Here is a 23,501-nt window from a genome sequence, read left to right on the forward strand (position 1 = left end):
GTTAGGTATTCATCGAGTCGAAGAACTCGGAATTTGACTTGGTCTGCTTCAGCTTGGACAGCAGGAATTCGATCGCATCGGTGGTGCCCATCGGGTTCAGGATCCGGCGCAGCACGAAGGTCTTGGCCAGATCTCCCTTGTCGACCAGCAGATCCTCTTTCCGGGTGCCGGATTTGAGAATGTCGATGGCCGGGAACACGCGCTTGTCGGCGATCTTGCGGTCCAGCACGATTTCCGAGTTACCGGTGCCTTTGAATTCTTCAAAGATCACCTCGTCCATCCGGCTGCCAGTGTCGATCAGCGCGGTGGCGATGATGGTGAGCGAGCCGCCTTCTTCGATATTCCGGGCCGCACCAAAGAAGCGTTTCGGCCGCTGCAGAGCGTTTGCGTCGACACCACCGGTCAGAACTTTACCGGAAGACGGCACGACGGTGTTGAAGGCCCTACCAAGTCTTGTGATCGAATCAAGAAGAATCACAACATCTCGTTTATGCTCAACAAGACGCTTGGCCTTTTCGATGACCATTTCCGACACCGCAACGTGGCGGGTCGCCGGCTCGTCGAAGGTGGAGGAGACTACCTCGCCCTTCACAGAGCGCTGCATGTCGGTCACCTCTTCCGGGCGTTCGTCGATCAGCAGAACAATCAGGTAGCACTCCGGGTGGTTCTTCTCAATCGAATGCGCGATGTTTTGCAGGATCACCGTTTTACCGGTTCGCGGCGGCGCCACGATCAGCGAACGCTGGCCTTTACCGATCGGCGCAACCAGGTCGATCACCCGGGCGGAACGGTCCTTGATGGTGGGATCCTCGATCTCCATCTTCAGGCGCTCATCCGGGTAGAGCGGGGTCAGGTTGTCAAAGGCGATCTTGTGGCGGGCCTTTTCCGGCTCTTCGAAGTTGATCATGGTGACGTTGGTCAGCGCGAAGTAGCGTTCCGTCTCCAGCGGCGCCTTGATCTGGCCCTCCACCGTGTCGCCGGTGCGCAGGGAGTACTGGCGGATCATGTCCGGCGAGACATAGATGTCGTCCGGACCGGGCAGGTAGTTTGCCTCGGGCGAGCGCAGGAAGCCAAAGCCGTCCTGCAGCACTTCCAGAACGCCGTCACCGCCGATGTCCCAGCCTTCATCCGCGCGTTCCCGCAGGATCTGGAACATCATCTCGCCCTTGCGCATGGTCGAGGCGTTTTCGATCTCCAGCTCCTCGGCCATCGCCAGCAGCGCTTTGGGGCTTTTCGCCTTGAGATCGGACAGATTCAGGGATTGCACGGTCATATAGATACGGCCTCTACTCCCCGCTTCGCCGGGGGTCGGTCACACGACAGGTTTGGAAAACACGGCTGCCCGGACGGGCCCGCTGGAGCCCATACATAGGGACTCGTTTCAGATGAGTCAAACGCCGGCTGCAAGCGTTCCGGCGCTGCTGGGCCTGTTTCAGCGCCTCTGCGCTAGAATTTAAAGATAACGGAAACCACGATCACCAGCATCAGCACAGTGGGCACCTCGTTCATCAGCCTGAACTGCCTGCCTATCAGCCTGTTCCGCCCTTCCTTGAAATCCCGGTAGCGGAACAGAAGCCAATGGTGGAACCAAGTCATGGCAATCACCGACACGCCCTTGGTCCAGGGCCAGAGATAGCTCCAGTCGACGATCCCTGGCGTCAGCACGATAAACAGCCCTGCGGCCCAGGATACATACATGGCAGGGCGCATAATGATCCTCAGGAGCTTCTCTTCCATGGTGAGGAAGATCGGGACTGCTTCCTCCACATTCTCAGCCTGCTCCACGTGATAAACGAACAGTCGGGGGAGATAGAAAAGACCCGCCATCCAGCTGAACACGGCCATGATGTGCAGCGACTTGGCATATGGGTAGAGCGTGAACATCACATCGCTCAGGTCCATGGGCAGTTCTCCCCGGTCAGATCTGATCACCCTAATAAATAAATGAATATTAGAAGGATGATGTTTTTGTAGTGTGCGTGGATTCCAGTGGATAAGTGAATCCTCCCCCGCTTATCCCCAGCAGGGATAAGATTCCAGCGCGGAACGGACAGGAGTCCTGGTTTTCACGCCGGCGCCAGGAAAATAAGGTGTGTTAAGGATGTCTTTACTTTCCCGTGCCTGGGGATAACAGCGGGATGATCCGGGGAGAGCCGGCATATCCACGGATTCAAAGTTATCCTGACTCACAAAGGACGACTCAGCGGGCTGAATCCCGGAATTTGCGTCAACCCCTGGAGTCTTTACTTGAGCGCGGAAAACCATACAAAACGTCCTGAAACCGTCTGCTTCTTTCCCACGGGGTTTTCCACATGACTGCCCACATAGTGCTGGCTTCTGGTTCCGAAATCCGGGCGCATCTGCTGCGCCAGGCCGGGATCAAATTCGAAACGGATGTCCCGCGTCTGGATGAGCAGGCGATCAAGGCCGCGCTGCTGGCAGAAGAAGCGCCGCCCAGAGACATCGCCGATGCGCTGGCAGAAGCCAAGGCGCGAAAGATCAGCAGCAAACATCCGGGACGGATTGTGCTTGGTTGCGATCAGGTTCTTGATTTTGAAGGAAAACTTCTCTCCAAGCCGGCAAATGAAGAGGTTGCGCTGGCCCAGCTGAAAGAGATGCGGGGCAAGCGGCACATGCTGTTGTCGGCCGCCGTGATCTATCGGGATAGTGAGCCGGTCTGGCGCCATGTCGGACAGGTCCGGCTGGTGATGCGCAGATGCTCGGATGCTTATCTGGAAGACTATGTCAGCCGCAACTGGGACAGCATCCGCCATGCGGTGGGGGCGTATAAGCTGGAGGAAGAAGGTGTGCGGCTGTTCGCCTCCATCGAGGGCAGTTACTTTAATGTCTTGGGATTGCCGCTGATGGAGCTTATCAGTTACCTGGGTCTGCAAGGGGTAATCGAGCAATGACAGAAGCAAGAATCCCGCTCGCCGGCGTGATCGGCTGTCCGGTTGCGCATTCGAAATCGCCGAAGCTGCATGGATACTGGCTGAAAACGCATGGCATCGCCGGGCATTATGTCCCCATGCATGTGGGGCCCGAGGACTTGGCAGAGACCATCCGGATGATGCCGAAAATGGGGTTCGTTGGCGCCAATGTTACCATCCCGCACAAAGAGGCGGTGATGGAGATTGCCGACACAGTCACCGACCGGGCGAAACTGATCGGTGCGGCGAATACCCTGATATTCCGCGAGGACGGAACGATCCTGGCGGACAATACAGACGGGTACGGCTTTATCACCAACCTGCATCAGGGCGCCCCGGATTGGGATCCGCAATCCGGGGCGGCGGTCGTGCTGGGGGCAGGCGGCGCCTGCCGCGCAGTGGTCGCCTCGCTGATAGAGGCCGGGGTGCCGGAGATCCTGCTGAGCAACCGCACGCGCGAGCGGGCGGATCAGCTGCAGAAGGACTTCGGCAACCGGATCCAGGTCGTGGAATGGCTGCAGGCCGGCAACGCCATTGAGGAAGGCAAGCTGATTGTGAACACGACCTCTCTGGGTATGGTGGGCAAACCGCGGCTGCGGGTGCCGCTGGACGGCCTGCAGTCTGATGCCGTCGTGACAGACCTGATCTATGCACCGCTGAAAACCGGCCTGCTGCAAACGGCTGAGGAAGCCGGCTGCACCGTGGTCGACGGGCTGGGCATGCTGCTGCACCAGGCGGTACCGGGTTTTGAACGCTGGTTCGGCCACCGCCCCGAAGTTGACGATGCCACCCGGGCGGCGGTGCTCGGATGAGTTTCAGCCTCGGCCTCACGGGCTCTATTGGCATGGGTAAGAGCACGACGGCAAAGCTGTTTGCCGATCAAGGCTGCGCGGTTTGGGACGCGGATGCTGCCGTTCATCGTCTCTACGGCAAAGGCGGAGCCGCCGTTCAGCCGATGGCGGCCGTATTTCCGGACGCCATCGAGGACGGAGAAGTCTGCCGCGCTGCGCTGAAACGGATCATCGGTGCAAATCCGCAGGCCTTGAAGCAGATCGAAGCGATCGTGCATCCGCTTGTTGCGCAGGACCGTGCTGAGTTCCGGGGGCAGGCGCAGAGCGATATCCTGGTCTTTGATATACCGCTGCTGTTTGAAACCGGCGGCAACGCTGAAATGGACGCCGTGGCCTGCGTCACGGTGGATGCAAAGACCCAGCAAGAGCGGGTTCTTGCCCGCGGCACAATGACGGTTGAGCAGTTCCGGCATATCCTGCAAAAACAGATGCCGATTGAGGAGAAGATCGCCCGCGCCGACTATGTGATCGAAACAGACACGCTCGAACATGCCGCGGTGCAAGTGGCAGAGATCCTCGCAGATATCAGGAGCAAACTGAGCCATGCGTGAAATCGTTCTTGATACCGAGACCACCGGGTTTGATCCGTTCTCCGGCGACCGGATTGTCGAGATCGGTGCGGTGGAACTGTATAACCACATGCCGACCGGTAAGACGTTCCACGAGTATATCAACCCGGAACGCTCGATGCCGGCTGAGGCTTTTGGCGTCCACGGTATCGGGCCTGACCTTCTGGAGCCTCCGCAAAAGCCTGAACCGGGCGCAGTAACGCTGCGGGACAAGCCGGTCTTTGCCAAAGTGGGGCAAAAGTTCTTGGATTTCGTGCAAGATTCAAAATTGGTCATCCACAATGCCAGCTTTGACATGAAGTTCCTGAATGCGGAACTGGACTGGATGGGGCTGCCGAAACTCCCGATGGATCAGGCGCTCGACACGCTGGCAATGGCGCGGCAGCGGTTCCCGGGCTCGCCGGCGACACTGGATGCGCTGTGCCGCCGCTTCAATATCGACAACACCAACCGGACCCTGCACGGGGCGCTGCTCGACTCTGAAATCCTGGCTGATGTTTATCTGGAGCTGATCGGCGGCCGGCAGCCGGATTTCGGCTTGTCCACACAATCCTCCTCAAGTTCCTCGCAGGTTGAGGATGACTGGCGCCCGGTGCCGCGTGCAACTCCCCTGCCCGCGCGGATCACAGCAGACGAATTGGCCACGCATGAGGCGTTTGTGGCCAAGCTGGGTGATGAAGCTTTGTGGAAGGTATCCTGATCCAGGATAACCGGCCAAAAGAAGAACGCCGCTGAAGTTCAGCGGCGTTTTCTGGTTCCTAGGTCAGCAATCTTACTGCGGCGTCGGCGCGGCCGCGGCCTCTTGCTGGCGGCGGGCCAGTTCGTTGCGGTAGATTGCGACAAAGTCGATGTTGTCCAGGTTCAGCGGCGGGAAACCACCGTCGCGGGTCACGTCGGACACGATGCGGCGCAGGAACGGGAAGGTCATGCGCGGGCATTCGATCAGCAGGAACGGGTGCAGCTGGTCTTCCGGAACACCAACGATGTTGAACACGCCGACATATTCCAGCTCCAGCACGAACAGGACGTTGCCGGCTTCCTTGTTCTTGGACTCGACAGTCAGCTTGGTGACAACCTCGTACTGGTTCTCGGCCGAGCGCTTCTTCGCATCCAGGTTCACCTGCACGCTGACGTCGGGCTGAACCTCGCCGCCGGTGCCTTTCTGCGCCATCACGTTTTCAAACGACATGTCGCGGATGAACTGGCCCAGAATGTTCATCTGGACTTGCGGCTGCTGCTGGGCTTCGCCGTTTTCGGCCATTTAGATACTCCTGAAAATATGCTTTGGACCGTGCTTACCAGCTTGGTCCGGGTTCCTCAACGGGGACCGTCAACCCAGCCTGACGGGCCGCCGCGCCGGTCTGCTGGTGTCACATCTTCGTAATCGCCATCAATGATGTCATCAGGCCGGCCGGCCGCTCCGGGATAGTGGCGGCCCTGCATGCTGCCGGGTCCCATCTGGAACTTCGCGACTGTGACACGGGCGCGCAGGTAGCGGTAAACCGCCAGCCGCACCGGCGGCATCAGCAGAGCAAAACCGACGGCATCGGTAAAGAAGCCCGGGGTCAACAGCAGCGCGCCGGCCACCAAGATCATGGCGCCATGGGCCAAAGGCTCTGCCGGGTCAGACAGTTGCTCGAACGAGGATCTCAGCTGCCCCATTGCCAAACGCCCCTGGGTTTTCACCAGCCAGGTCCCCAGAACCGCAGTCAGAACCACAATGGCTAGGGTCGGCCACAGGCCGATGGCGCCGCCAACTTGAATAAACAGAGCGATTTCAATGATGGGAACCATCAGAAAGGCCACGAAGAGATACATTGGGGGTTTCCTTGAGATCATACACCCGGGCGGTAGACTTGCCCCCGCCCGTCACCTACATAAGACGTGACCGCTTTGGTTTCAAACAAAGCACGAACGCCTAGCATGAGGTATCCATGGAGTCGCCTGTGATTCAGCTTTTGGTTCTGGCCGGTATTGCTGTGTTTCTGATCTTGCGCTTGAAAAGCGTGCTCGGAACGCGCGAAGGCTTTGAAAAGCCGCCGCTGCCGCAATCCGAAGCCCGGGGCCGCCGCCCGGATCTGGAGGTGATCGAGGGCGGCCCGGACCGTGATATCACCGATTATGTGGCGGAAGGCAGCCAGCAGGCTCAGGCGCTGGCGGCAATGAAGCGGGCAGAGCCGTCCTTCCAGGTTCAGGACTTCGTTCAGGGCGCGCGCGGCGCCTATGAGATGATCCTGATGGGATTTGAGCACGGCAACCTGGACGACATCCAGCCGTTCCTGGCCGAAGATGTGTTCGACAGCTTCGTCGATGCCGTCGCGCAGCGCGAGGACAAGGGTTACAAAATTGAGGCCGACTTCATCGGCGTGCGGGAAACCACCCTGCAGGACGCGCAGTTCGATCTGCAGACCGGGCGCGCAGAAATCACCATGCGTTTTGTCGCCGAAATGACATCTGTGGTCCGCGACCGCGGCGGCGACATCGTTGAGGGCGACCCCAAGGCGATAAAACGCCAAAAAGACACTTGGGTCTTTGCCCGCAACATGGGCAGCGACGACCCCAACTGGCAGCTGGTTGCGACGGACGCATGATTGCGGCGCTTCGGGGGGCACTTGGGGCGGCTGCAATTGCAGGTGCCGCGATGACCGCCTCCGGGGCGCACTCCGAGACCGTGTCCAGCATCCTGGACTTTGAACAGCTCGACGGCTGGGCACAGGACGACCATGCTCAGGCGCTTAAGGTGTTTCTGGGCACTTGCAAGGACCTCAGGGACCCTGACTGGTCCGCTTTGTGCAGGGCGGCACAGTCGCAGCCGCCGGAAGGGGCAAGGGCGTTTTTTGAGCTGTTCTTCCGCCCGGTGCTGATCGAGGACGGCAACCCTGCCTTGTTCACCGGCTATTTTGAGCCGGAGCTGGACGGCTCCCGCTACCGAAGCAGCCGCTTCCGCTACCCGGTTTACAAGATGCCGCCTGAGGCCCGCCGCACCGATCAGTGGCTGCCGCGCCGTGATATCCTGAGCGGTGATGTGATGCAGGGCCGCGGGCTGGAAATCGCCTGGGTGGATGATCCCGTGGAGCTGTTCTTTCTGCAGATCCAGGGGTCCGGCCGGATCCGCCTGCCGGATGGCTCCACCATCCGCGTCGGCTATGGCGGCGCCAACGGCCATCCCTATAAATCCATCGGCAAGGAACTGGTGCGCCGTGGCGTCTACAATGCCCATCAGGTCAGCGCCCAGGTCATCAAGTCATGGGTCCGGCGCAATCCCGTGGACGGCAAGGAACTGCTGTTTCACAACCCGTCCTATGTGTTCTTCCGGGAGGTGCGCAAAGTAGCGGCCTCCAAGGGCCCGCTTGGCGCCATGAACCGCTCGGTCACGCCGATGCGCACTATTGCCGCCGATCCCGCCTATACCCCGCTGGGCGCGCCGGTCTGGGTAGAAAAGGACGGCCACATGCCGCTGCGCAGGCTTATGGTGGCGCAGGACACCGGCTCTGCCATCAAGGGCGCACAACGGGCCGATATCTTTGTCGGAACCGGTGACAAGGCCGGCGAGACTGCGGGAACCATGAAAGACCCGGGCCGGATGGTGGTGCTGCTGCCGATCCAGCGTGCCTATGCGATGCTGCCGGAAGATCTTTGAATGACACGGCGGAAACTGACAGGCGATGAGATCGACCTCTGGCACAAGGTCGTAAAGCACACGGAGCGTTTGCACCCGGGTGCCCATTCATCGCCGCCTGCTCCGCCGCTGCCGAAACCCAAGCCGGTCAAGCAGCCAGAGCCGAGAATGGACCCGTTCGAGCTAGGCAGCCGGGCCAAACCTAAGCTGGTGAAGCATGACCTGAAGCCTTCGATTGCCCGCAGCCTGGCCAGTGATCCGCTGCAGATGGACGAAAAGGCTTTCCGCCGGATGAAGCGCGGCAAGCTGAAGCCGGAAGGCAAGCTGGATCTGCACGGGATGCGCATTGATACCGCGCACCCTGCCCTCACCCGGTTCATCCTTTCGGCGCAGGCCTCCGGCAAACGGCTGGTGCTGGTGGTGACCGGCAAGGGCAAAGACCGTGACGAGCCGGGCCCGATGCCGGTTCCGCGCGGGGTGCTGCGCCACAAGGTTCCGCATTGGCTGTCGCTGCCGCCCTTGGCGCAAGCAGTGCTGCAGATCACGCCTGCACACATCAGCCACGGCGGCGAGGGCGCCTATTACGTCTACTTGCGGCGCAACCGCTGAGGGCCTGCTCGTTACCTGTTGTCCGCAGGCCTGCCCGACAGCGCGACCTTGATGGCATTCTCCCGAATGACAATCTGACCTGGCAAAACGCTCCGCAAACGCTCCGGGTCGTCGGCAAAGGTGTCCGCAGTTTCCCGCGCACCGTTCAGCAGGGCCAGCAGCGCCGGCGAGGTTGCAGTTACAAAGTGCTGTGACTCTGCTTCGTCGGCAAAAGCGGTGGTGTCGATGATTTCGACCGGCAAGCTGCTGAGCTCTTCGATATTATTCAGATTGCCGAGCCGCTCGCGCCCGTCCAGCCCGCGCAGGCGCTGGGACAGCGTCAGAACATTGTCTTTGCGTGAAACGAAGATCACGAAGGGCTGAGGCACCTTTCGGAAACGGCGCATCTGGGTTTTGAACACGTCGATATCCAGATCCGGCGACATCAGAACCACGCCGCCCAGGTTCCTGGAGGTCCACCCCGGTTTCTGGATTTCAATCTGGCGCAGTGCCTCCATTGTCAGCAGTCCGCCCATGGAATGCGCGACAACTACCACCCGGCCTGCACCGGCGACACGCAGCTTGCGCAGCAGCTGCTCCAGCCCGTCGCGGGCGAACAGAACGCTGTCGCCGTCATAGGCATAGCCCAGCGGCTGTCCCTTGCTAGGCCAGGAATAGATGACCGTGGCGCCGGGAACGTCGATGTCATGGGTCAGCTGGGCCGCCCTGAATGCGGTCTCGGCCTGGGTGGAGTTGAAGCCATGCACGAACACCGTGATGTCGCGTTCCTTCGGCGGGAACTTGGCCAGTTCCTGCTGCAGCCGTGCGCCAAAGGCGGCATCGCTTTCAAATGTCTTCCGCCCTGCCATGGTGAACTCAGTGACAGGATCCGGGTTTCTATAGCCGAACTTCAACGAACCAGGCGTATGTTCCGGCGGAATTGAAACGGTAAGTTCAAGCAGGCTGTACCCCTCTGCCCGCTCCGCGCCAAAGGTGCCATCCGGCAGCTGATCGCGGTTGGTGGCGGCAAAGACGGTTTTGGGGGTGCCCACGTTCAGGGCCGCAGGAAAGGTGGGAGAATAGGACCGGTCAGTGCAGGCTGCCAGAAACACCAGCATCACACCGCAAATCAGGCGCAGCCTTTGCATATCGTCCCACCTCAATGAACTGGCGGCAGGCTACTGCACCTGCCGCCAATGTCCAGTGGTTGCAATCCGTGCTGACGGGTTAAAGCACGTAACGGCTAAGATCGGCTGAGCGTCCAAGCTCACCCAGGTTTTTCGTCACAAAGGCCGCATCCACGGTCACCGCCTCACCCGAACGATCCGGCGCGGTAAAGGACAGCTCCTCGAACACCCGCTCCATCACCGTATAAAGCCGCCGGGCGCCGATGTTTTCCACCGTCTGGTTCACTTCGGCCGCGATCTTGGCCAGGGCCGCGATCCCGTCTTCGGTAAAGGTGACAGCAACCTCTTCGGTGCCCATCAGCGCAGTGTACTGCCGCGTCAGCGCGTTGTCGGTCTCGGTCAGGATACGCACGAAGTCCTCTTCGGTCAGCGCCCGCAGGTTCACCCGGATCGGCAGACGGCCCTGCAGTTCGGGCAGCAGGTCCGACGGTTTGGCAATGTGGAAGGCGCCGGAGGCGATGAACAGGATATGGTCTGTCTTGACCGGCCCGTGCTTGGTGCTGACGGTGGTGCCTTCGATCAGCGGCAGCAGGTCGCGCTGCACGCCTTCGCGGCTGACATCGCCGCCGCGGGTTTCCTGGCGCGCGCAGACTTTGTCGATCTCATCAAGGAAGACAATGCCGTTCTGCTCCACCGACTCCAGAGCAGTGCGGGTTACCGTCTCATCATCCAGCAGCTTGTCTGCCTCCTCGCCGATCAGCACCTCATAGCTCTCGGCAACGGTCAGTTTCTTGCGGGTGGTGCGCCCGCCCATCGCCTTGCCGAACAGATCGCCGAGGTTCAGCATCCCCATATTGCCGCCGCCTGGCTGGCCGGGAATTTCGAACATGCCCATCGGGTTGGAGGTGTCGGCCACATCCAGCTCGATCACGGTATCGTCCAGCTCCCCCGCCTTCAGCTTCTTGCGGAACATCTCGCGGGTGGCCTCGCGGGCGTCGCTGCCGGCGATGGCTTCCAGCACACGATCCTCGGCCGCCTTGTGGGCGCTGGCCTTCACATCCTCGCGCATGTATTCGCGGGTCTGAGCAATGGCGCTGTCGACCAGATCGCGGATGATCTGCTCCACGTCCCGGCCGACATAGCCGACCTCGGTAAATTTGGTGGCTTCCACCTTGATGAAGGGCGCACGGGCCAGCTTGGCCAGGCGGCGGGAGATCTCGGTCTTGCCGACGCCGGTGGGGCCGATCATCAGGATGTTCTTCGGGTACACCTCATCGCGCAGATCGTCATCCAGCTGCTTACGCCGCCAGCGGCTGCGCAGGGCAACGGCCACGGCGCGCTTGGCCTCTTTCTGGCCGATAATGAAACGGTCCAGCTCCGAGACGATTTCGCGGGGGGTCAGATCGGTCATGTCAGTCCTTTCCCGGGGACAAAACTTTCAGCTGAAAGTCTTGCTAAGAATTTTATCCGAAAATCTTAGCCGCCGATGGTTTCGACGGTCAGGTTTCCATTTGTGTAAACACAGATATCGGCGGCGATGGCCATGGCGTCCCGTGCCACTGTTTCGGCAGACCTGTCGCTGTCCATCAGCCCGCGGGCAGCTGCCAGCGCGTAATTGCCGCCGGAACCAATGGCTGCCACATTATGTTCCGGTTCCAGCACGTCGCCGGCGCCGGTAATCACGAACATGTCCTTGCCGTCGGTGACGATCAGCATTGCCTCCAGCTTCTGCAGGTATTTGTCGGTGCGCCAGTCCTTGGCCAGCTCGACACTGGCCCGCGCCAGCTGGCCGGGCGTGGCTTCCAGCTTGGCCTCCAGCCGTTCCAGCAGGGTAAACGCGTCAGCGGTCGAGCCGGCAAAACCCGCCAACACATCGAAACCGCCGGGTGACAGGCGGCGCACCTTGCGGGCGGTGCCCTTGATCACGGTCTGCCCCAGCGAAACCTGGCCGTCGCCGGCAATAACCACCTGGCCGCCCTTCTTAACACCGATGATAGTGGTGCCGTGCCAGCCAGGAAATTTATCGTCTGCCATGTAAGTCTCCGTTTGGTTGCCCCCTATATGGAACCATCCCCCCGCCGGCACAAGAGAGCGGCGGGGATCAACGGTCGTGGAGCATCTGCTCCCCAGTTTTCTGCTATGCAGAAATTGCAGATCGGGGCTGTCGAACCGGCAATTGCGGGACTCGGCACCGCATCCTAAATGAGGCTCACAACCGGCACAGGGTCGGCTGTTTCTCAGAAGGATATGCGCAAATGACGACCGCAAACATTCATGCGCCGCTCGGAGCAGTCACCGTTCTCCGCGTGGTCGACGCAATGGCCAACGTCAAGAACACCATCGTAGAATGGTATGAGGCCCGCGAAACCCGCAAGGTTCTGGCACAGCTGACCGATGCCCAGCTGGAAGACATCGGCCTGGACCGCTCCGACATCGCCAAGTTCTGATCCTCCATGACCAGAACCTTTGAATGAGCCGCCCTGCCACGGGCGGCTTTGTTCATTCCGGGGTGCTGGTTTTGTATTTGCCGGCCTGATCCGGCAGCCAGGCCTCGATTGCTGCTGTGGCCACCACATGGCGGGAGCCGGCGCCGGCATCTTCCACATCCAAACCGCCTTTGACGGCGCGCACGCTGGCCCGGCCGCGCGGCAGGTCCTGTGCCACCAGATCGCAATCCACCGCGTCCGGCTGCTGCACGCCGATGGTCACCTCCACCCGCATTTCGCTGTGATCAAGTCCCAGTTTGGAAAACAGCGTGATCGACGAATGATGCAGGGCGTCCTGCACCGCGCGGCGGGCGGCCTTGGTGTAGTCCTGGCCATAAAGGTCGTTGCCGGTGCCCATTTCCAGGATGATGCGCTTTTCGCTCATTCCGCGGCCTCCATGTCAAAGGACACGACCACCGCTGCATTGGCGATCACCGTGCGCCCGCCGTGGGGCTTTTCGACGTCCAGCCCGCCTTTCACCACTGTGATGCTGGGCCGGCCGTAGGGGAAGATCTCCAAGAGCGCGCCCTTGTCCACCGCCTCCGGCCTCTGAACTCCGATCTCGGCATCAATGATCATGTCTTCTTTCGAGAAATCAAACAGTTCCGCCATGTTGACGGAATTGTGCCACAGCGCGTCCCTGATCGCGCGGCGGGCGGCTTCGGTGTAGTCTTCGCGCCTGAGCGATGTGCCCATTCCGAATTCCACCAGGACCCGTGTCTTGGCCATGTCGCCTCCTGTATCTGTTCCGGGAGGGACCCTTGCAGGGCGGACGGGCAAAGGAAAGAGCCAGTTTGGCGCCTGCCGCTACACCAGAGCCCGCTAAACTAAAGAAGGGCTGTCCCCGCGGGGACAGCCCTTCGAAATCGAGTACTTTGATCAGACTCAGATCGACTCTTCGATCCAGCTCTGCAGCGCGGCCTTGGGGGCAGCGCCGGCTCGGTTAGAGACCACCTGGCCGTCCTTGAAGATGAACAGCGCCGGGATGCCGCGCACGCCCATGGCGGCGGCGGCGTTCGGGTTGCTGTCAACGTCGACCTTGGCAATTTTCACCTTGCCGTCGAATTCCGCGGCCAGCTCTTCCAGAGCCGGGCCAATCTGCTTACAGGGACCGCACCACTCAGCCCAGAAATCCACCACAACGGGGATATCGGAGTTCTTGACTTCGGCGTCAAAAGTGGCGTCGGTGACGGCAACGGTGGACATATGAATGTCTCCATGAGTGTGTGGCAACTGGAGTCGGAACCTAGGTACGGCTTAACCGATCGTCAAGGTTCCAACTGCCGCTTCAATGCCGCAGTCACAAGCTCGTGCGGAAGCGGCATCAGGGTTGCAGTCCGGGTCCAGAGCAGCGCGGTCTCAACGGTCCGGCCCGGATAGATCAGGGCCAGCGCATGGGCATAGGCCCCCATCTGCCGCAGCAGGCCCTCGGGGCATTGTTCAGGCTCTGCCGGCACGGTGGCGTTGGACTTGAAATCCACCGCAAGGACCGTTTCGGGGGTGACGACCAGCCGGTCGATGATGCCGTGCAGCCGGGCACCGTTCAGGTCGGCGGTGACAGGGACTTCGGCCAGCGTATCCGGGTGAAACACATCTGCCAGGGCAGTGTTTTGCAGAACAGCGTCGGCTTCGGCCAGCAGTTCCGCACAGTCGCCGGCTCCTTGCAGCAGGTTTTGTGCCAGCTGCGGCCAGTCTGCTTCCGCCCGTCCGGGCAGGTGCTCCAGCAGCAGGTGCAGCCGGCTGCCGCGGGCCTTGGCGGCCTCCTCATCGAGCCCCTGATCGCCGGGCAGCGCTTTGGCTCCGCCCAGATCGGAAGGGCTGAGCGCCGGCGCCGGCGCTGCATAGGGTTTCGCCGGGCGGGTGAAGACCTCCGGCAGCTCATGTTTCGCAACTTCATGCGCTTCGGGCACGACCAGCGGCAGGCCGTCCCAATCGCCATGCTGCAGCCGCAGGCCGGTGCCGCCCTCCGCGTCGAGATCCACCGCGCCGCCGTCGCGCATGGCGTGTTCCGTCAGCCGGTACCAGCTGTCACCTTGCTCGCCCACCTCGCCGGCGGCAGCGACGATCAGCCATTTTTCCGCCCGGGTCAGAGCCACATACAACAGGCGCAGCCGTTCGTTTTGCAGTTTCTCCTGCGCGGCTTCACGGGCCGCCAGCATCGCGGGCGGCATCTGGTCCTTGGGCATTTTCCAGACCGGAGTGCCACTTGCCAGCATGATTTCCGCATCCCGCGGCGGCTGCCGTTTTGCAGTGTCCGGCAGGATCACGATCGGCGCTTCCAGCCCCTTGGAGCCATGCACGGACATCACCCGGATCATGTTGCCGGCCGCGCCCATCTGGCGTTTGATTTCCAGATCGTCGGTTTGCATCCAGACCAGGAAGCCTGTGAGGCTGGGCACATCGGTCCGTTCATAGGCCAGGGCCTGGGACAGCAGCGCGTTGATGCCGTCCTCAGCCTCCGGCCCCAGCCGGCCCAGCAGTTTCTGACGGCCGCCATGGCGGGTCAGGATGCGCTCGATCAGGTCATAGGGGCGCAGGAAGTCGGCATTGGCGCGCAAGTCATCCAGCACCGCCATGGTTTCGGGGAACTCCCCTGCCCGCTCGCGCAGCGCCGGCCACAGGTACATCGCCTCCCGCCGGTGCGCGAGATCGAACAGCGCCTGCTCTGTCCAGCCGAACAGCGGTGATTTCAGCGCCTCCGCCAATGACAGGGAGTCTTCCGGCAGCGCCAGAAACCGCAGTAGTGCGGCGATATCCTTGACCGCCAGTTCGGCCCCGACCTTGAGCCGGTCGGCGCCGGCGATGGGCAGTTCGGCCTTTTTGCAGGCGCGGATGATTTCCGAGAACAAATCGGAGCGGCGCTGCACCAGGATCAGGAAGTCGCCGGCCTGCACCGGGCGGCGCTGAAAGGTGCCGCGCTCCGGGCCGTCCTCGGGGATGGTGACGCCGGTTTCAATCATCTGCTTGATCGAGCGCGCGATGCGTTCGGCCAGGATCACCGTGTGGTGGCGGCTGCTGGGCCGGTCGACGGGACTGGTCCAGTCCGGGTCCTCGTCATCCTCGACCTTGCCGACCACCGGCCACAGATCCACCCTGCCCGGCAGGTCGGATTTGAAGGCGCGGTGCAGCGCCTCCTTGCGGAATCCTGCGCGCGGGCTGTCGCGGAACACCAGATCCACCAGTTTCAGGATCGCCGCGGAGGAGCGGAAGGAGAAATCGAGCGAGGCATCCTGCAGCCCTGCCCCGGTTTCCGCCAGCCGGTTGCCGAATTCCTGCTGCATCCGGTCGAACGCATCCGGGTCAGCGCCCTGGAAGGAATAGATCGACTGCTTCTTGTCGCCGACCACAAAGATCGTCCGCTCCACGTCCGAGCGCGCGCCTTCGCCGGCGGTAAATTCCTGCGCCAGCTTCTCGATCACGTCCCATTGCACCGGGCTGGTGTCCTGCGCCTCGTCCACCAGGATGTGGTCGATACCGCCGTCCAAGCGGTAGAGCACCCAGGCGGCAACGCCGGGGTCATTCAGCAGTTGGCGGGCCTTGAGGATCAGGTCGTCAAAGTCGAGCCAGCCGCGCAGCTGTTTGCGGCGCTCGTATTCCGGCAGGAAGGCGGCAGCAAAGCGGTGGAGGTCGTGGCTCTTGCGGGCGGCCGTGAGGGCGAGGCGTTTGCCGCGCGCATCCTCAACCCGCCGCATCAGCGGTTCCAGCTGATCCATCAGGGACAGATGGGATTCGCGCAGTTTCTTGGTTGGGAACTTGTCTATTTTGGCGGTGAAAGGCTCCTTGGCGCCGGCACCGGTCAGAAAGACGTCTTCCAGTGTGTCCAGATCGGCGAGCGTGGGCTTGGTGATGCCGGCGAGCTTGGCTGCTGCCTTCTGATCCATCGCGCCGCCCTGTCCCAGCATCTCGCGGGTGCGTTGCAGCAGCTCTTCCTCGCCGCCCAGGAACACCAGTGCCTCCAGCGCGGTCTCGTCAAATCCTTCGGGCAGGCCGAACAGCTCCAGCAGCCCGTTCCAGCCCAGCGGTTCGCCGAAATCGGCGCGGCGCTGGCAGATGGCGGCGGTAAGCGTTTCAAAATCGCTGTCGCTGACATGGCGCGCCAGGGCGTCGACCTGCGGTGCCTGCGCGCCTTGGGCAAAGTCCTCCATGATCTCCGCCCGCAGCAATTGGCCTGCGCGGTCGTCCATCTCGGAAAACTGCGGGCTGACGCCGGCCTCCAACGGGAAGCGGCGCAGCAGCGAGGAACAGAAGGAGTGAATGGTCTGGATCTTCAGCCCGCCCGGCGTTTCGATGGCGCGGGCAAACAGGGTGCGGGCCTTGGCCAGATCCTCGGCTGCGGTGTTGACTTCCCCCAACTCGGTGAGTGCTGCGATCAGCGCCGCATCCCCCAGCATCGCCCATTCCCCCAACCGCTTGAACAGCCGGTTCTGCATCTCGCTGGCGGCAGCCTTGGTGTAGGTGAGGCAGAGGATGTGCTGCGGTTGAACCCCCTTCAGCAGCAGCCGCGCCACCCTGTCGGTCAGCACCTTGGTCTTACCGGAGCCCGCATTCGCCGCCAGCCAGGTGGATGCATCGGGACGCGCGGCGCGGAACTGCGCCTCGGAGGCGGCGTCGCGGATTGTCATGCCAGATCCTCCGGTTGCGGTTCGGCGCTGCGGTCCCATTCGCCGTAGCGCGCAAGGTGGTCATAATCGCCAGAGATGTCGTCGCGGTGCACCATACGCCGGCTGGAATAGCCTTGGTTAGGCTCGAAATACGCTCCGATCAGAGTACGCAGCTCATCCCAGACCTTTGCGGGGGGCTCATCCTCCAGCGGCGCGCGCACTTCGTTCAGTTTACTGCCCAATCCTATGAACAGGGCACGCGCCACTTCCGCCGGGCCAAGGTCGTCAAAGGCGCCTTCTTCGGCCATGGCGGCCTCGATCAGCAGCTGTTTTTCGAATTTCTTCTGCTGCGCCTCGCTGGGCGGGGTGCCGGTCTTGTAGTCGTAGAGATGCAGGAAACCGCGGTCGTCCATGTCGATCCGGTCGGCGCGGCAGGCGATGGTGAAATCCAGCGGATCCAGCCGGGCGCTGCCCTTGGCCTCAAAAGCAACCGGCTTGGCGCGGGCTTGGCGCTCCTGCTCGGCCAGGATGAAATCGCCGGCAATCTTGCGGATGCGGCTGTGCCACAGGATGCGGGCGACGGGCCAGGGCACATGGGTCTCCAGCAGGTCTCGCGTCTTGCCGATCAGCTGCTCCGCCGTCAGCAGAGACGGATCGGCTTGGGCGTCCTTGATGAAGTGCTCGAACACCTCATGCACCACAATGCCGCGCAGCAGGGCGTCGGGCTCTTGCACCAGCGGGTTGAGCGGTTTCAGCCGCAGCACATGTTTGGCGTAGATCGCATAAGGATCGCGGATCAGCCGCGGAATTTCGGTGATCGTCAGCCGCCGCGGGCGGGCGGCCACAGGCGGGCAGGGAGACGGGCGGCGATATTGCGGGATCGGCGTGGGTTCTTCCAGCGCTTCCGCCCAGCCAAGCCACTGGCGGCCCTTGGCGCGCATGGCGTCCAGCGCCGCGCGGCCGCCTTGCTCCGGAAGCCCGGACAGCAGGTTGGTCAAGCGGTTCAGCCAGCGCGAGGGCACGGTGTCCGCCTCTTCCGAGCGTTCGGCACGGGTCAGCCAGACCTCGGGCGCGGCGATGGCCTGCTGGAAGTCATGCGCCGACAACCCGATGCGGCGTTCTGGCAGCAAGAGCCCCGCTTGGTTGCGCAGCTGGCGGTTCAGCCAGGGGTCGGGTGAGGCGGCCTCGGGCCAGCTGCCTTCGTTCAAGCCGCCAAGGATCACCAGATCGGCGCCTTGCACACGCGCCTCCAGCGTGCCCCAGATCATGATCGAGCCATAAGGCGCATCGCGGTCGCGGACCTCTCCCTGGCTCAGAAGCGCGCCCAGCAGGTCGGCGAAGTCACGGGCAGTCATATCGCCGCCGTACGGTGCTTCGGCCTCCAGGTTTTCGATGCAGGCGAGGGCGGCCTGACCGGCCTTCTTATCCCACAGCGTGCCGGCGCCATCGGCCTGGCTGCCGGCGGCGATGCGTTCGGCCAGGCCGCGCAGACGCTGGACCCAGCCGGTCAGGGGCAGGGTGCCGGCAATCTCCTGATCCGCGAAACAGGCTGCCAGCCAATCCGTCCAGCCCGGCGTCAGCTCCCGGCCGTTCTCAAAAGCGGCAAAGGCCGCGGCATCCGGGAAAGGCGGGCCGTTGCGGCGCAGGGACAGCTCCAGTTCGCGGGTCTGGCGCAGGTGGTTGCCGCGGTCCGCGCCGTCATGGGTCAGCGGGTGTTTCAGCAAAGTCAGCAGACTGTCGCAGGCCAGCGGTTTGCAGAACAGCCCCGCCACATGGCGCAGGAAGCGGCCCGGCGGCGACAGCTGCAACGGCTGGCCGGCCGAGTCGTCCGGCAGGATGTCCCAACGGTCCAGCGCGGCGGAGACCTGGCGGGTCAGCATGCGGTCCGGGGTGATCAGCGCCGCGGTCTGGCCGTCCTCCGCCGCCTGGCGCAGGCGCAGCGCGATGGCAAGGGCTTCGGCGCGGGGGCTGGGGGCCTCGACCAGAGTGACATTCTCTGCGGCTTTGTCCAATCCAGTCAGCAGCGGGCCTTCGCTCATCCAGGCGTCGGTGACTGGGGCAGGCCGCAAGGCGAGGGAAACTAGCCGGTTGCGTTCTGGGGAGACCGGCGGGGTTTCCGTCCAGGGCTGCACGTCGCAAGGCGCAAGCTCCAGATCCTTCATCAGCTTGTAGAACCGGTACTGCGGGTGATCCTCCGAGATCAGCGGATCGTCCAGCCCGGCCCAGACATGCTCCGGCTGATCAAAGTCGAACCCGGGCAGCACCACAGCCCCTTGCGGCAGCCGCGCGATAGCCTGCATCAGCATCAGCGTGGTCCCGCGCGAACCGGTGGAGCCGGCCAGGATCACCGGATGCTGCGGGGGAGTGTCCTGCCATTGTTCAATCAGGTTCAAAACCACTTGGCGCTGCCGGGCCTGGGCGTCCATCGCGCCTTCATGCAGGCCAGTGAATTCATCGGCAATGCCGATAAAGGCCTGGGCGCGGGCCCAGTGGCCGGACATGTCGGAGACATCAAGCTCGCGGATGGTATCGGTGCTGACGCCTTCGCCCTGCATTTCGTCGATCAGCGCAGCCAGGCTGTCGGACAGATCATAAAGCGAGGCGCGGGAAGCCAGATCAGGCTGTGCGTCCAGCAGCTTGGCAATCAGCTGCGACAGCTCCAGCCGGCGCCGCAACGGGGGCAGGGCGGGCGGCAGGCCGTCCAGCGTGGCGCGCGGGGCGAGGTCGGTCAGCAGCAGCATCCGCGGCAGCAGCATCGCGGGGCCGGTGTCAAAAAGGCTGCGCACCCGGCGGGCCATGCGGGCGGTGTTGACGATCAGCTCTGCCCTGGCTAGCGCTTCAGGTGGCAGGCCCTGGCTGCGGTTGCGCAGGCCGTCGACCAGCGCCCGGGGGAAATCGACGCCGCAGGGCACGGCAAACAGGCGCGGTTTGGCGGACGGTTCAAACATCATCTGCGGCTATCAGGTCCTCGGCCAGTGTGATCCCCTCGGGATGGCCCACATCGCACCAGCGGCCGGGATATTCCAGCGCAAACAGCCGGTCCGCTGCCGCCATCTGGGTCCAAAGCACGTTGAGGGAGAAAACCTTGTCTTCAACCTGGTGCAGCCCTTCCGTTTTCAGGATCTGCACCCCGCCATAGACCAGATCGCCGCCGCGGCTGATGCGCCCCTCGGCGTCCGCCGAGAAGTCTCCGCCGCCGGTGCGGCCAACGGTACGGTTCAGCGGCACGCAGACCAGCAGCGCATCCATGCGCTGCGGATCCCAGGCGTCCTGCGCCAGCTGCAGCGGATTCGGGCCTTTCCAGATGGCGTCGGTGTTCATGGTGAAGACCGGGCCGTCCCCAAGCAGCGGCAGGGCCTGGCGCAAGCCGCCGCCGGTGTCGAGGATGTCAGGTATTTCGAGGCTGAGGAGCACGTTCTCAGGCTCTAAAAAGGTCTTCAGCGGTTCCGGCTTGTAATGCAGGTTGGCGGCGATCCGGGCCGGCTGGACCGCTTGGGCCAACTCCAGCGCGTGGGAAATCAGCGGCCGGCCCGCCACCTCGATCATCGGTTTCGGCTTGTCGCGGGTCAGCTCCCGCATCCGGGTGCCAAAGCCGGCGGCAAACAGCATGACGGCATCGGGGGAGCGCTGCATCAGGGCCTCAGTTTGTCCAGGTTTTCCGGGGTGGGGGCGGGCAGGCTCTCGCGCAGCAATGCGCCGATCCGGGCCAGCGCCGGGTGCTCCAGCCCGCGGATGAAATGGTCCCAGACCCGCGGGATAAGATCCACGTAATGGGGTTTGCCGTAATCCATGCTGAGCCGGGCAAAGACGCCGAGAATGCGCAGGTTCCGTTGCACGCCCAGCACGGTATAGGCGGTACGGAAGCCAGTCTCGCCGGCACCGGAAGCCGAAATATAACGGTCTATCATCTGCATTTCGATGCCGGCAGGCACGTCGCGTCGGGCATCCTGCAGCAGCGAAACCAAATCATAGGCCGGATGGCCGGCACGGGCGTCTTGGAAATCCAACAGGCCAACGCGGGCGATGCCCTCGCGGTCCGGCAGCCACAGCAAGTTCTCGGCGTGATAGTCGCGCTGCACCAGCACCGGATCGCCTTTGACGGTCTCTCGCAAAATGTCTTCGAACAAGTCCTCGAACCGGGCCTGCAGATCCTCATCCTGGTAGCCGAGGATACCGGCGCGGTATTTCGACAGCGCCAGTCCGGACATCTCTGCCATCATCCGCGGGCCATAGGGCTCCAGATCCGGCATCGGCGCCTGGTGCAACGCCACAAGCGCATCGGTCGCCGCTTCGTATAGCTCCTTTTCCAGCGCCGGTTCGCGCAGGATGACCCGGGCGTACAGATCGTCACCTAGATCCTCCAGCAGCAGGAAGCCGTATTCGGAATCCTGAGCCAGGATTTCCGGGGCGCTGAGGCCCTGGTCCCGCAGATATCGGGCGACGCGGATGAAGGGGTGGACGTCCTCGCCCTTCTCTGGCGGGGCGTCCATCAGCACCACAGTTTCGCCGCCGGCCCCGGTCAGCCGCTCATAGCGGCGGTTGGAGGCGTCGCCGGCGAGCGGGCCGCGCTGCCAGCCGGCATAAGGTGTTGCGGACAGAAAGGTTTCGCAAAGGGTCTTGCGGTCGGTCATGCGCAGATGCGCTCCATCAGGGGCTGCCATTTCGGATCGCTCCAGCGGAGCGTCAGGTGGCGGCGGTCTTCATGTACGGGATCCAGCGCCAGCGTCAGGTGCATGGCATGGGGAGGGGTCAGTTCAGCCAGCCGGTCGGGCCATTCGACCAGGCAGATCGCGGTTTCAAACGCTTCGGTCAGGCCCAGCTCCTCCAGTTCATCCAGCGAGGACAGCCGGTAGAGATCGGTGTGCCACAGCTCGCCGGCGGGCACGTCATAGGTCTGCACCAGAGTGAAGGTGGGGGATGGCACATCCTCCGGGACTTCCATCAGAGATTGGATCAAGTGGCGGGCGAAGTGGGTCTTACCGGCACCGATCACCCCCTCCAGCAGCAGGCAATCGCCGGGGCGCAGGGCCCCGGCGATTTGTGCGGCCAAGCGGGCCGTTTCATCCGGTGAGTTCAGCGTGCAGGCCGCGGTGTGCGTGGTCATGGCGGTACAATGCCGCCGCCGCCGGACTGCTGCAAGCGGGTTTCCCCTGATCAGCCCTGGGTGATGGCGGGGAAACGCTCCTGGCTTGCCGGCAGGGCAGTGGTTTCCGGCGGGCGGAAGCTTACCATTGTGGCGCCGTTCTGGATCGCCGAGACCTTGCAGACCAGAGGGGTGCCATCGCGCAGCTGGACGCGGGACCACCATTCCTCCCGCCCTTCGTAGCCGGCGACAAAGTCGCGGATCTCTCCCCAGACCGGGGTCGGGGCGCTGGTGTTCTGCCAAACCCTGCTGGCATCCATGATCGAGACTTTGGCAAAGCTCGTTTCCGGATCCATCTGCCACAGGCTGCCATAGGCGGTGTTGGAGAAGGTCATCGTGCCGTCGCTGGCAAAGACCGCGATCGCTTCGTCCATCTGGTCCAGGATCGACTGGCCCATTTCCAGCTCCGAGCGGAACTGGCGGGTGAGGGTCACCTCGGCGGTGATGTCCTCGAACAGGAAGGCAATGGCGCCGTCCGGATGCGGGCGGCCTGACACCTTGTAGACGGAACCCGACGGCAGCGACCAGGTTTCCTGGTACCGGCCTTCGGCGGCGGCTTCCAGCAGGTCGGCCATCTGGTGGCGCCAGCTGGAATAGCTTTTGGGTTCGGGCATCATCCGCTGATCGCGCAACCGGTCAAAGAAGGTGAGCAGGTTGGGCCGCGAGCTGAGGAAATTGGCGGGCAGGGCGGTGAGGTCGATCAGCACCGGGTTGAACAGAACCAGCTGGCGGTTGCGGTCAAAGATCGCGAGGCCAATCGACAGCTGGGCAAAGGTCTTGGCCAGGGTTTGCACAAAATTGCGCTGGGCCACTTCCGCATCGACCACGGCGTTCACGTCGACCGCGTGGCACAGCCAGCCGGCCTCGGTTTCGGTGGTCGAAACGTTGTACCACAGCTTCTTGTTGCTTTCCGGCAGCGGTATGGAGATCCGTTCCGGCTTGCCGCTGGTCATCGGATCATGGAGATCGGTGAACAGGGGCGCGGCAAAATCCGTGTTGCGTCCACGAATCTTCTGGCTGAGATCATCGTAGGCGAGGTTGGACCAGGTGACATTGCCATCTTCCGATTGCAGCCAGACCGGATAGGGCGCCTGATGCACGGCGGCGCGCAGGGTGGTCAGTTCCTGATCGAGGGATTTGTTCTGCTCTTCCAAGGTGCTGCGGCGCAGCTGCACCCGGGTCACCCCGTCAATCCATTCGCAATGCGCTTCGCGGCTTTCGGCGGCGGCAGTGCCGGACAGGACCAGCGGGCCGACATCCTTGAGGAAACCGGGTGATTGCGGCAGGCCCGGGTAGCTGCGGGCGAGCTGGTCGCGCAGCATGCTCCAGTCAAAGTTTTCAGCCTGGTCGCCGATGAATTTGCGCGCGCCCGAGGACCAGCCGATCAGGCTGTTGTCATCGAACAGGAACACCGCATCGGTGCGGCCATCGGCGGCCAGCAGGTCATGCTCCATGCCGCGGCGGCGGTGTGTGGGCGACAGCCACCAGACCGCGGCAGCAGCCGTTGCAGCGCACAGCGCTACCAGTACAAACCATTCGATCGAAGCGAAGTTCTGCATCTCGTTCTGCCCAGTTCAGCTCTCGTTT

Annotated in this window: 24 protein-coding genes; 8 read left to right on the plus strand and 16 right to left on the minus strand. The window is 62.8% G+C overall.

Annotated elements, in window-relative coordinates; all coding sequences use genetic code 11:
• Position 1: 1 nt before the first annotated feature.
• Complete coding sequence (rho, locus tag AC4HIX_RS03100) at positions 2–1,273, minus strand: transcription termination factor Rho (RefSeq protein ID WP_039184518.1); 1,272 nt, start codon at positions 1,271–1,273, stop codon at positions 2–4.
• A 173-nt stretch (positions 1,274–1,446) separates the two neighbouring features.
• Positions 1,447–1,902 carry a CopD family protein gene (locus AC4HIX_RS03105; RefSeq protein WP_490397846.1) on the minus strand — a complete coding sequence of 152 codons (456 nt, stop codon included), beginning with the start codon at positions 1,900–1,902 and terminating at the stop codon, positions 1,447–1,449.
• Between the two features lie 410 nt (positions 1,903–2,312).
• Between AC4HIX_RS03105 and AC4HIX_RS03110 the strand changes: the two genes are divergently transcribed.
• The 4 genes from AC4HIX_RS03110 to dnaQ are packed head-to-tail and all read left to right on the plus strand — an operon-like array spanning position 2,313 to position 5,050.
• Positions 2,313–2,912 (plus strand): Maf family protein, encoded by a 600-nt coding sequence (locus AC4HIX_RS03110; protein WP_490397847.1) that lies wholly within the window; start codon positions 2,313–2,315, stop codon positions 2,910–2,912.
• Complete coding sequence (locus tag AC4HIX_RS03115) at positions 2,909–3,742, plus strand: shikimate dehydrogenase (RefSeq protein ID WP_490397848.1); 834 nt, start codon at positions 2,909–2,911, stop codon at positions 3,740–3,742. The genes AC4HIX_RS03110 and AC4HIX_RS03115 overlap by 4 nt, the downstream gene beginning before the upstream one ends.
• Positions 3,739–4,332: a dephospho-CoA kinase gene (gene coaE / locus AC4HIX_RS03120; protein ID WP_490397849.1), complete on the plus strand. Its 594-nt coding sequence runs from the start codon at positions 3,739–3,741 to the stop codon at positions 4,330–4,332. The genes AC4HIX_RS03115 and coaE overlap by 4 nt, the downstream gene beginning before the upstream one ends.
• Positions 4,325–5,050 (plus strand): DNA polymerase III subunit epsilon, encoded by a 726-nt coding sequence (dnaQ, locus tag AC4HIX_RS03125; RefSeq protein WP_490397850.1) that lies wholly within the window; start codon positions 4,325–4,327, stop codon positions 5,048–5,050. The genes coaE and dnaQ overlap by 8 nt, the downstream gene beginning before the upstream one ends.
• Before the next feature lie 72 nt (positions 5,051–5,122).
• Here the strand turns inward: dnaQ and secB are convergent, their stop codons facing one another.
• A complete protein-coding gene (gene secB, locus AC4HIX_RS03130; RefSeq protein WP_475048532.1) occupies positions 5,123–5,611 on the minus strand; it encodes a protein-export chaperone SecB in 489 nt (162 codons plus the stop codon).
• Positions 5,612–5,667: 56 nt separating this feature from the next.
• The gene (locus AC4HIX_RS03135) at positions 5,668–6,168 is read right to left on the minus strand and encodes an FxsA family protein (RefSeq protein ID WP_490397851.1); all 501 of its coding nucleotides are present in this window, start codon (positions 6,166–6,168) and stop codon (positions 5,668–5,670) included.
• Between the two features lie 116 nt (positions 6,169–6,284).
• On the opposite strand from AC4HIX_RS03135, the gene AC4HIX_RS03140 reads away from it, so the two are divergent.
• From AC4HIX_RS03140 to AC4HIX_RS03150, 3 genes are read left to right on the plus strand one after another with little or no spacing between them, the layout of a single operon-like run.
• Positions 6,285–6,941, plus strand: a complete 657-nt coding sequence (locus AC4HIX_RS03140; protein ID WP_490397852.1) for a Tim44/TimA family putative adaptor protein — start codon at positions 6,285–6,287, stop codon at positions 6,939–6,941.
• Complete coding sequence (gene mltA, locus AC4HIX_RS03145; protein ID WP_490397853.1) at positions 6,938–7,990, plus strand: murein transglycosylase A; 1,053 nt, start codon at positions 6,938–6,940, stop codon at positions 7,988–7,990. Before AC4HIX_RS03140 ends, mltA begins: the two co-directional genes overlap by 4 nt.
• Positions 7,991–8,578: a Smr/MutS family protein gene (locus AC4HIX_RS03150; RefSeq protein WP_490397854.1), complete on the plus strand. Its 588-nt coding sequence runs from the start codon at positions 7,991–7,993 to the stop codon at positions 8,576–8,578.
• An 11-nt stretch (positions 8,579–8,589) separates the two neighbouring features.
• On the opposite strand, the gene AC4HIX_RS03155 is transcribed toward AC4HIX_RS03150, so the two are convergent.
• The 3 genes from AC4HIX_RS03155 to hslV form a co-directional block, all read right to left on the minus strand.
• Entirely contained in the window at positions 8,590–9,705 is a 1,116-nt protein-coding gene (locus AC4HIX_RS03155; protein WP_490397855.1) for an alpha/beta hydrolase, read from the minus strand.
• A gap of 79 nt (positions 9,706–9,784) precedes the next feature.
• Complete coding sequence (gene hslU, locus AC4HIX_RS03160; protein ID WP_475048545.1) at positions 9,785–11,095, minus strand: ATP-dependent protease ATPase subunit HslU; 1,311 nt, start codon at positions 11,093–11,095, stop codon at positions 9,785–9,787.
• A gap of 65 nt (positions 11,096–11,160) precedes the next feature.
• On the minus strand, positions 11,161–11,718 hold the full coding sequence (gene hslV, locus AC4HIX_RS03165; protein ID WP_490397856.1) for an ATP-dependent protease subunit HslV: 558 nt from the start codon (positions 11,716–11,718) through the stop codon (positions 11,161–11,163).
• Between the two features lie 221 nt (positions 11,719–11,939).
• Between hslV and AC4HIX_RS03170 the strand changes: the two genes are divergently transcribed.
• Positions 11,940–12,131, plus strand: a complete 192-nt coding sequence (locus AC4HIX_RS03170; RefSeq protein WP_475048551.1) for a DUF1127 domain-containing protein — start codon at positions 11,940–11,942, stop codon at positions 12,129–12,131.
• Positions 12,132–12,183: 52 nt separating this feature from the next.
• Here AC4HIX_RS03170 and AC4HIX_RS03175 read toward each other — a convergent pair whose 3' ends face one another.
• The 9 genes from AC4HIX_RS03175 to AC4HIX_RS03215 all read right to left on the minus strand — a co-directional run bounded on the left by AC4HIX_RS03175 (position 12,184) and on the right by AC4HIX_RS03215 (position 23,473).
• Positions 12,184–12,555 carry a Lin0512 family protein gene (locus AC4HIX_RS03175; RefSeq protein ID WP_490397857.1) on the minus strand — a complete coding sequence of 124 codons (372 nt, stop codon included), beginning with the start codon at positions 12,553–12,555 and terminating at the stop codon, positions 12,184–12,186.
• Positions 12,552–12,899 carry a Lin0512 family protein gene (locus AC4HIX_RS03180; protein WP_490397858.1) on the minus strand — a complete coding sequence of 116 codons (348 nt, stop codon included), beginning with the start codon at positions 12,897–12,899 and terminating at the stop codon, positions 12,552–12,554. Before AC4HIX_RS03180 ends, AC4HIX_RS03175 begins: the two co-directional genes overlap by 4 nt.
• A 156-nt stretch (positions 12,900–13,055) precedes the next feature.
• The gene (gene trxA, locus AC4HIX_RS03185) at positions 13,056–13,376 is read right to left on the minus strand and encodes a thioredoxin (protein ID WP_490397859.1); all 321 of its coding nucleotides are present in this window, start codon (positions 13,374–13,376) and stop codon (positions 13,056–13,058) included.
• Positions 13,377–13,438: 62 nt separating this feature from the next.
• Positions 13,439–16,792 carry a double-strand break repair helicase AddA gene (gene addA, locus AC4HIX_RS03190; protein ID WP_490397860.1) on the minus strand — a complete coding sequence of 1,118 codons (3,354 nt, stop codon included), beginning with the start codon at positions 16,790–16,792 and terminating at the stop codon, positions 13,439–13,441.
• Complete coding sequence (addB, locus tag AC4HIX_RS03195; protein WP_490397861.1) at positions 16,789–19,722, minus strand: double-strand break repair protein AddB; 2,934 nt, start codon at positions 19,720–19,722, stop codon at positions 16,789–16,791. The genes addA and addB overlap by 4 nt, the downstream gene beginning before the upstream one ends.
• Positions 19,712–20,404 (minus strand): nucleotidyltransferase family protein, encoded by a 693-nt coding sequence (locus AC4HIX_RS03200; protein WP_490397862.1) that lies wholly within the window; start codon positions 20,402–20,404, stop codon positions 19,712–19,714. Before AC4HIX_RS03200 ends, addB begins: the two co-directional genes overlap by 11 nt.
• Positions 20,404–21,402 carry an aminoglycoside phosphotransferase family protein gene (locus AC4HIX_RS03205; protein ID WP_490397878.1) on the minus strand — a complete coding sequence of 333 codons (999 nt, stop codon included), beginning with the start codon at positions 21,400–21,402 and terminating at the stop codon, positions 20,404–20,406. The genes AC4HIX_RS03200 and AC4HIX_RS03205 overlap by 1 nt, the downstream gene beginning before the upstream one ends.
• Positions 21,399–21,875 carry a tRNA (adenosine(37)-N6)-threonylcarbamoyltransferase complex ATPase subunit type 1 TsaE gene (gene tsaE, locus AC4HIX_RS03210; protein ID WP_490397863.1) on the minus strand — a complete coding sequence of 159 codons (477 nt, stop codon included), beginning with the start codon at positions 21,873–21,875 and terminating at the stop codon, positions 21,399–21,401. Before tsaE ends, AC4HIX_RS03205 begins: the two co-directional genes overlap by 4 nt.
• A gap of 50 nt (positions 21,876–21,925) precedes the next feature.
• Positions 21,926–23,473 (minus strand): PAS-domain containing protein, encoded by a 1,548-nt coding sequence (locus AC4HIX_RS03215; protein ID WP_490397864.1) that lies wholly within the window; start codon positions 23,471–23,473, stop codon positions 21,926–21,928.
• Positions 23,474–23,501: the final 28 nt, after the last annotated feature.

It is taken from the genome of Leisingera sp., from assembly GCF_982940295.1.

What these genes read in the sequence shown, in the direction of transcription:
- AC4HIX_RS03105 (WP_490397846.1), bottom strand. Translation starts at nt 1,902, where the DNA reads ATGGACCTGAGCGATGTGATGTTCACGCTCTACCCATATGCCAAGTCG.
- mltA (WP_490397853.1), top strand. Translation starts at nt 6,938, where the DNA reads ATGATTGCGGCGCTTCGGGGGGCACTTGGGGCGGCTGCAATTGCAGGT.
- AC4HIX_RS03115 (WP_490397848.1), top strand. Translation starts at nt 2,909, where the DNA reads ATGACAGAAGCAAGAATCCCGCTCGCCGGCGTGATCGGCTGTCCGGTT.
- AC4HIX_RS03155 (WP_490397855.1), bottom strand. Translation starts at nt 9,705, where the DNA reads ATGCAAAGGCTGCGCCTGATTTGCGGTGTGATGCTGGTGTTTCTGGCA.
- rho (WP_039184518.1), bottom strand. Translation starts at nt 1,273, where the DNA reads ATGACCGTGCAATCCCTGAATCTGTCCGATCTCAAGGCGAAAAGCCCC.
- addA (WP_490397860.1), bottom strand. Translation starts at nt 16,792, where the DNA reads ATGACAATCCGCGACGCCGCCTCCGAGGCGCAGTTCCGCGCCGCGCGT.
- AC4HIX_RS03180 (WP_490397858.1), bottom strand. Translation starts at nt 12,899, where the DNA reads ATGGCCAAGACACGGGTCCTGGTGGAATTCGGAATGGGCACATCGCTC.
- AC4HIX_RS03175 (WP_490397857.1), bottom strand. Translation starts at nt 12,555, where the DNA reads ATGAGCGAAAAGCGCATCATCCTGGAAATGGGCACCGGCAACGACCTT.
- dnaQ (WP_490397850.1), top strand. Translation starts at nt 4,325, where the DNA reads ATGCGTGAAATCGTTCTTGATACCGAGACCACCGGGTTTGATCCGTTC.
- tsaE (WP_490397863.1), bottom strand. Translation starts at nt 21,875, where the DNA reads ATGACCACGCACACCGCGGCCTGCACGCTGAACTCACCGGATGAAACG.
- AC4HIX_RS03215 (WP_490397864.1), bottom strand. Translation starts at nt 23,473, where the DNA reads ATGCAGAACTTCGCTTCGATCGAATGGTTTGTACTGGTAGCGCTGTGC.
- AC4HIX_RS03200 (WP_490397862.1), bottom strand. Translation starts at nt 20,404, where the DNA reads ATGCAGCGCTCCCCCGATGCCGTCATGCTGTTTGCCGCCGGCTTTGGC.
- AC4HIX_RS03170 (WP_475048551.1), top strand. Translation starts at nt 11,940, where the DNA reads ATGACGACCGCAAACATTCATGCGCCGCTCGGAGCAGTCACCGTTCTC.
- coaE (WP_490397849.1), top strand. Translation starts at nt 3,739, where the DNA reads ATGAGTTTCAGCCTCGGCCTCACGGGCTCTATTGGCATGGGTAAGAGC.
- AC4HIX_RS03135 (WP_490397851.1), bottom strand. Translation starts at nt 6,168, where the DNA reads ATGTATCTCTTCGTGGCCTTTCTGATGGTTCCCATCATTGAAATCGCT.
- secB (WP_475048532.1), bottom strand. Translation starts at nt 5,611, where the DNA reads ATGGCCGAAAACGGCGAAGCCCAGCAGCAGCCGCAAGTCCAGATGAAC.
- AC4HIX_RS03140 (WP_490397852.1), top strand. Translation starts at nt 6,285, where the DNA reads ATGGAGTCGCCTGTGATTCAGCTTTTGGTTCTGGCCGGTATTGCTGTG.
- hslU (WP_475048545.1), bottom strand. Translation starts at nt 11,095, where the DNA reads ATGACCGATCTGACCCCCCGCGAAATCGTCTCGGAGCTGGACCGTTTC.
- AC4HIX_RS03205 (WP_490397878.1), bottom strand. Translation starts at nt 21,402, where the DNA reads ATGACCGACCGCAAGACCCTTTGCGAAACCTTTCTGTCCGCAACACCT.
- AC4HIX_RS03150 (WP_490397854.1), top strand. Translation starts at nt 7,991, where the DNA reads ATGACACGGCGGAAACTGACAGGCGATGAGATCGACCTCTGGCACAAG.
- trxA (WP_490397859.1), bottom strand. Translation starts at nt 13,376, where the DNA reads ATGTCCACCGTTGCCGTCACCGACGCCACTTTTGACGCCGAAGTCAAG.
- AC4HIX_RS03110 (WP_490397847.1), top strand. Translation starts at nt 2,313, where the DNA reads ATGACTGCCCACATAGTGCTGGCTTCTGGTTCCGAAATCCGGGCGCAT.
- addB (WP_490397861.1), bottom strand. Translation starts at nt 19,722, where the DNA reads ATGATGTTTGAACCGTCCGCCAAACCGCGCCTGTTTGCCGTGCCCTGC.
- hslV (WP_490397856.1), bottom strand. Translation starts at nt 11,718, where the DNA reads ATGGCAGACGATAAATTTCCTGGCTGGCACGGCACCACTATCATCGGT.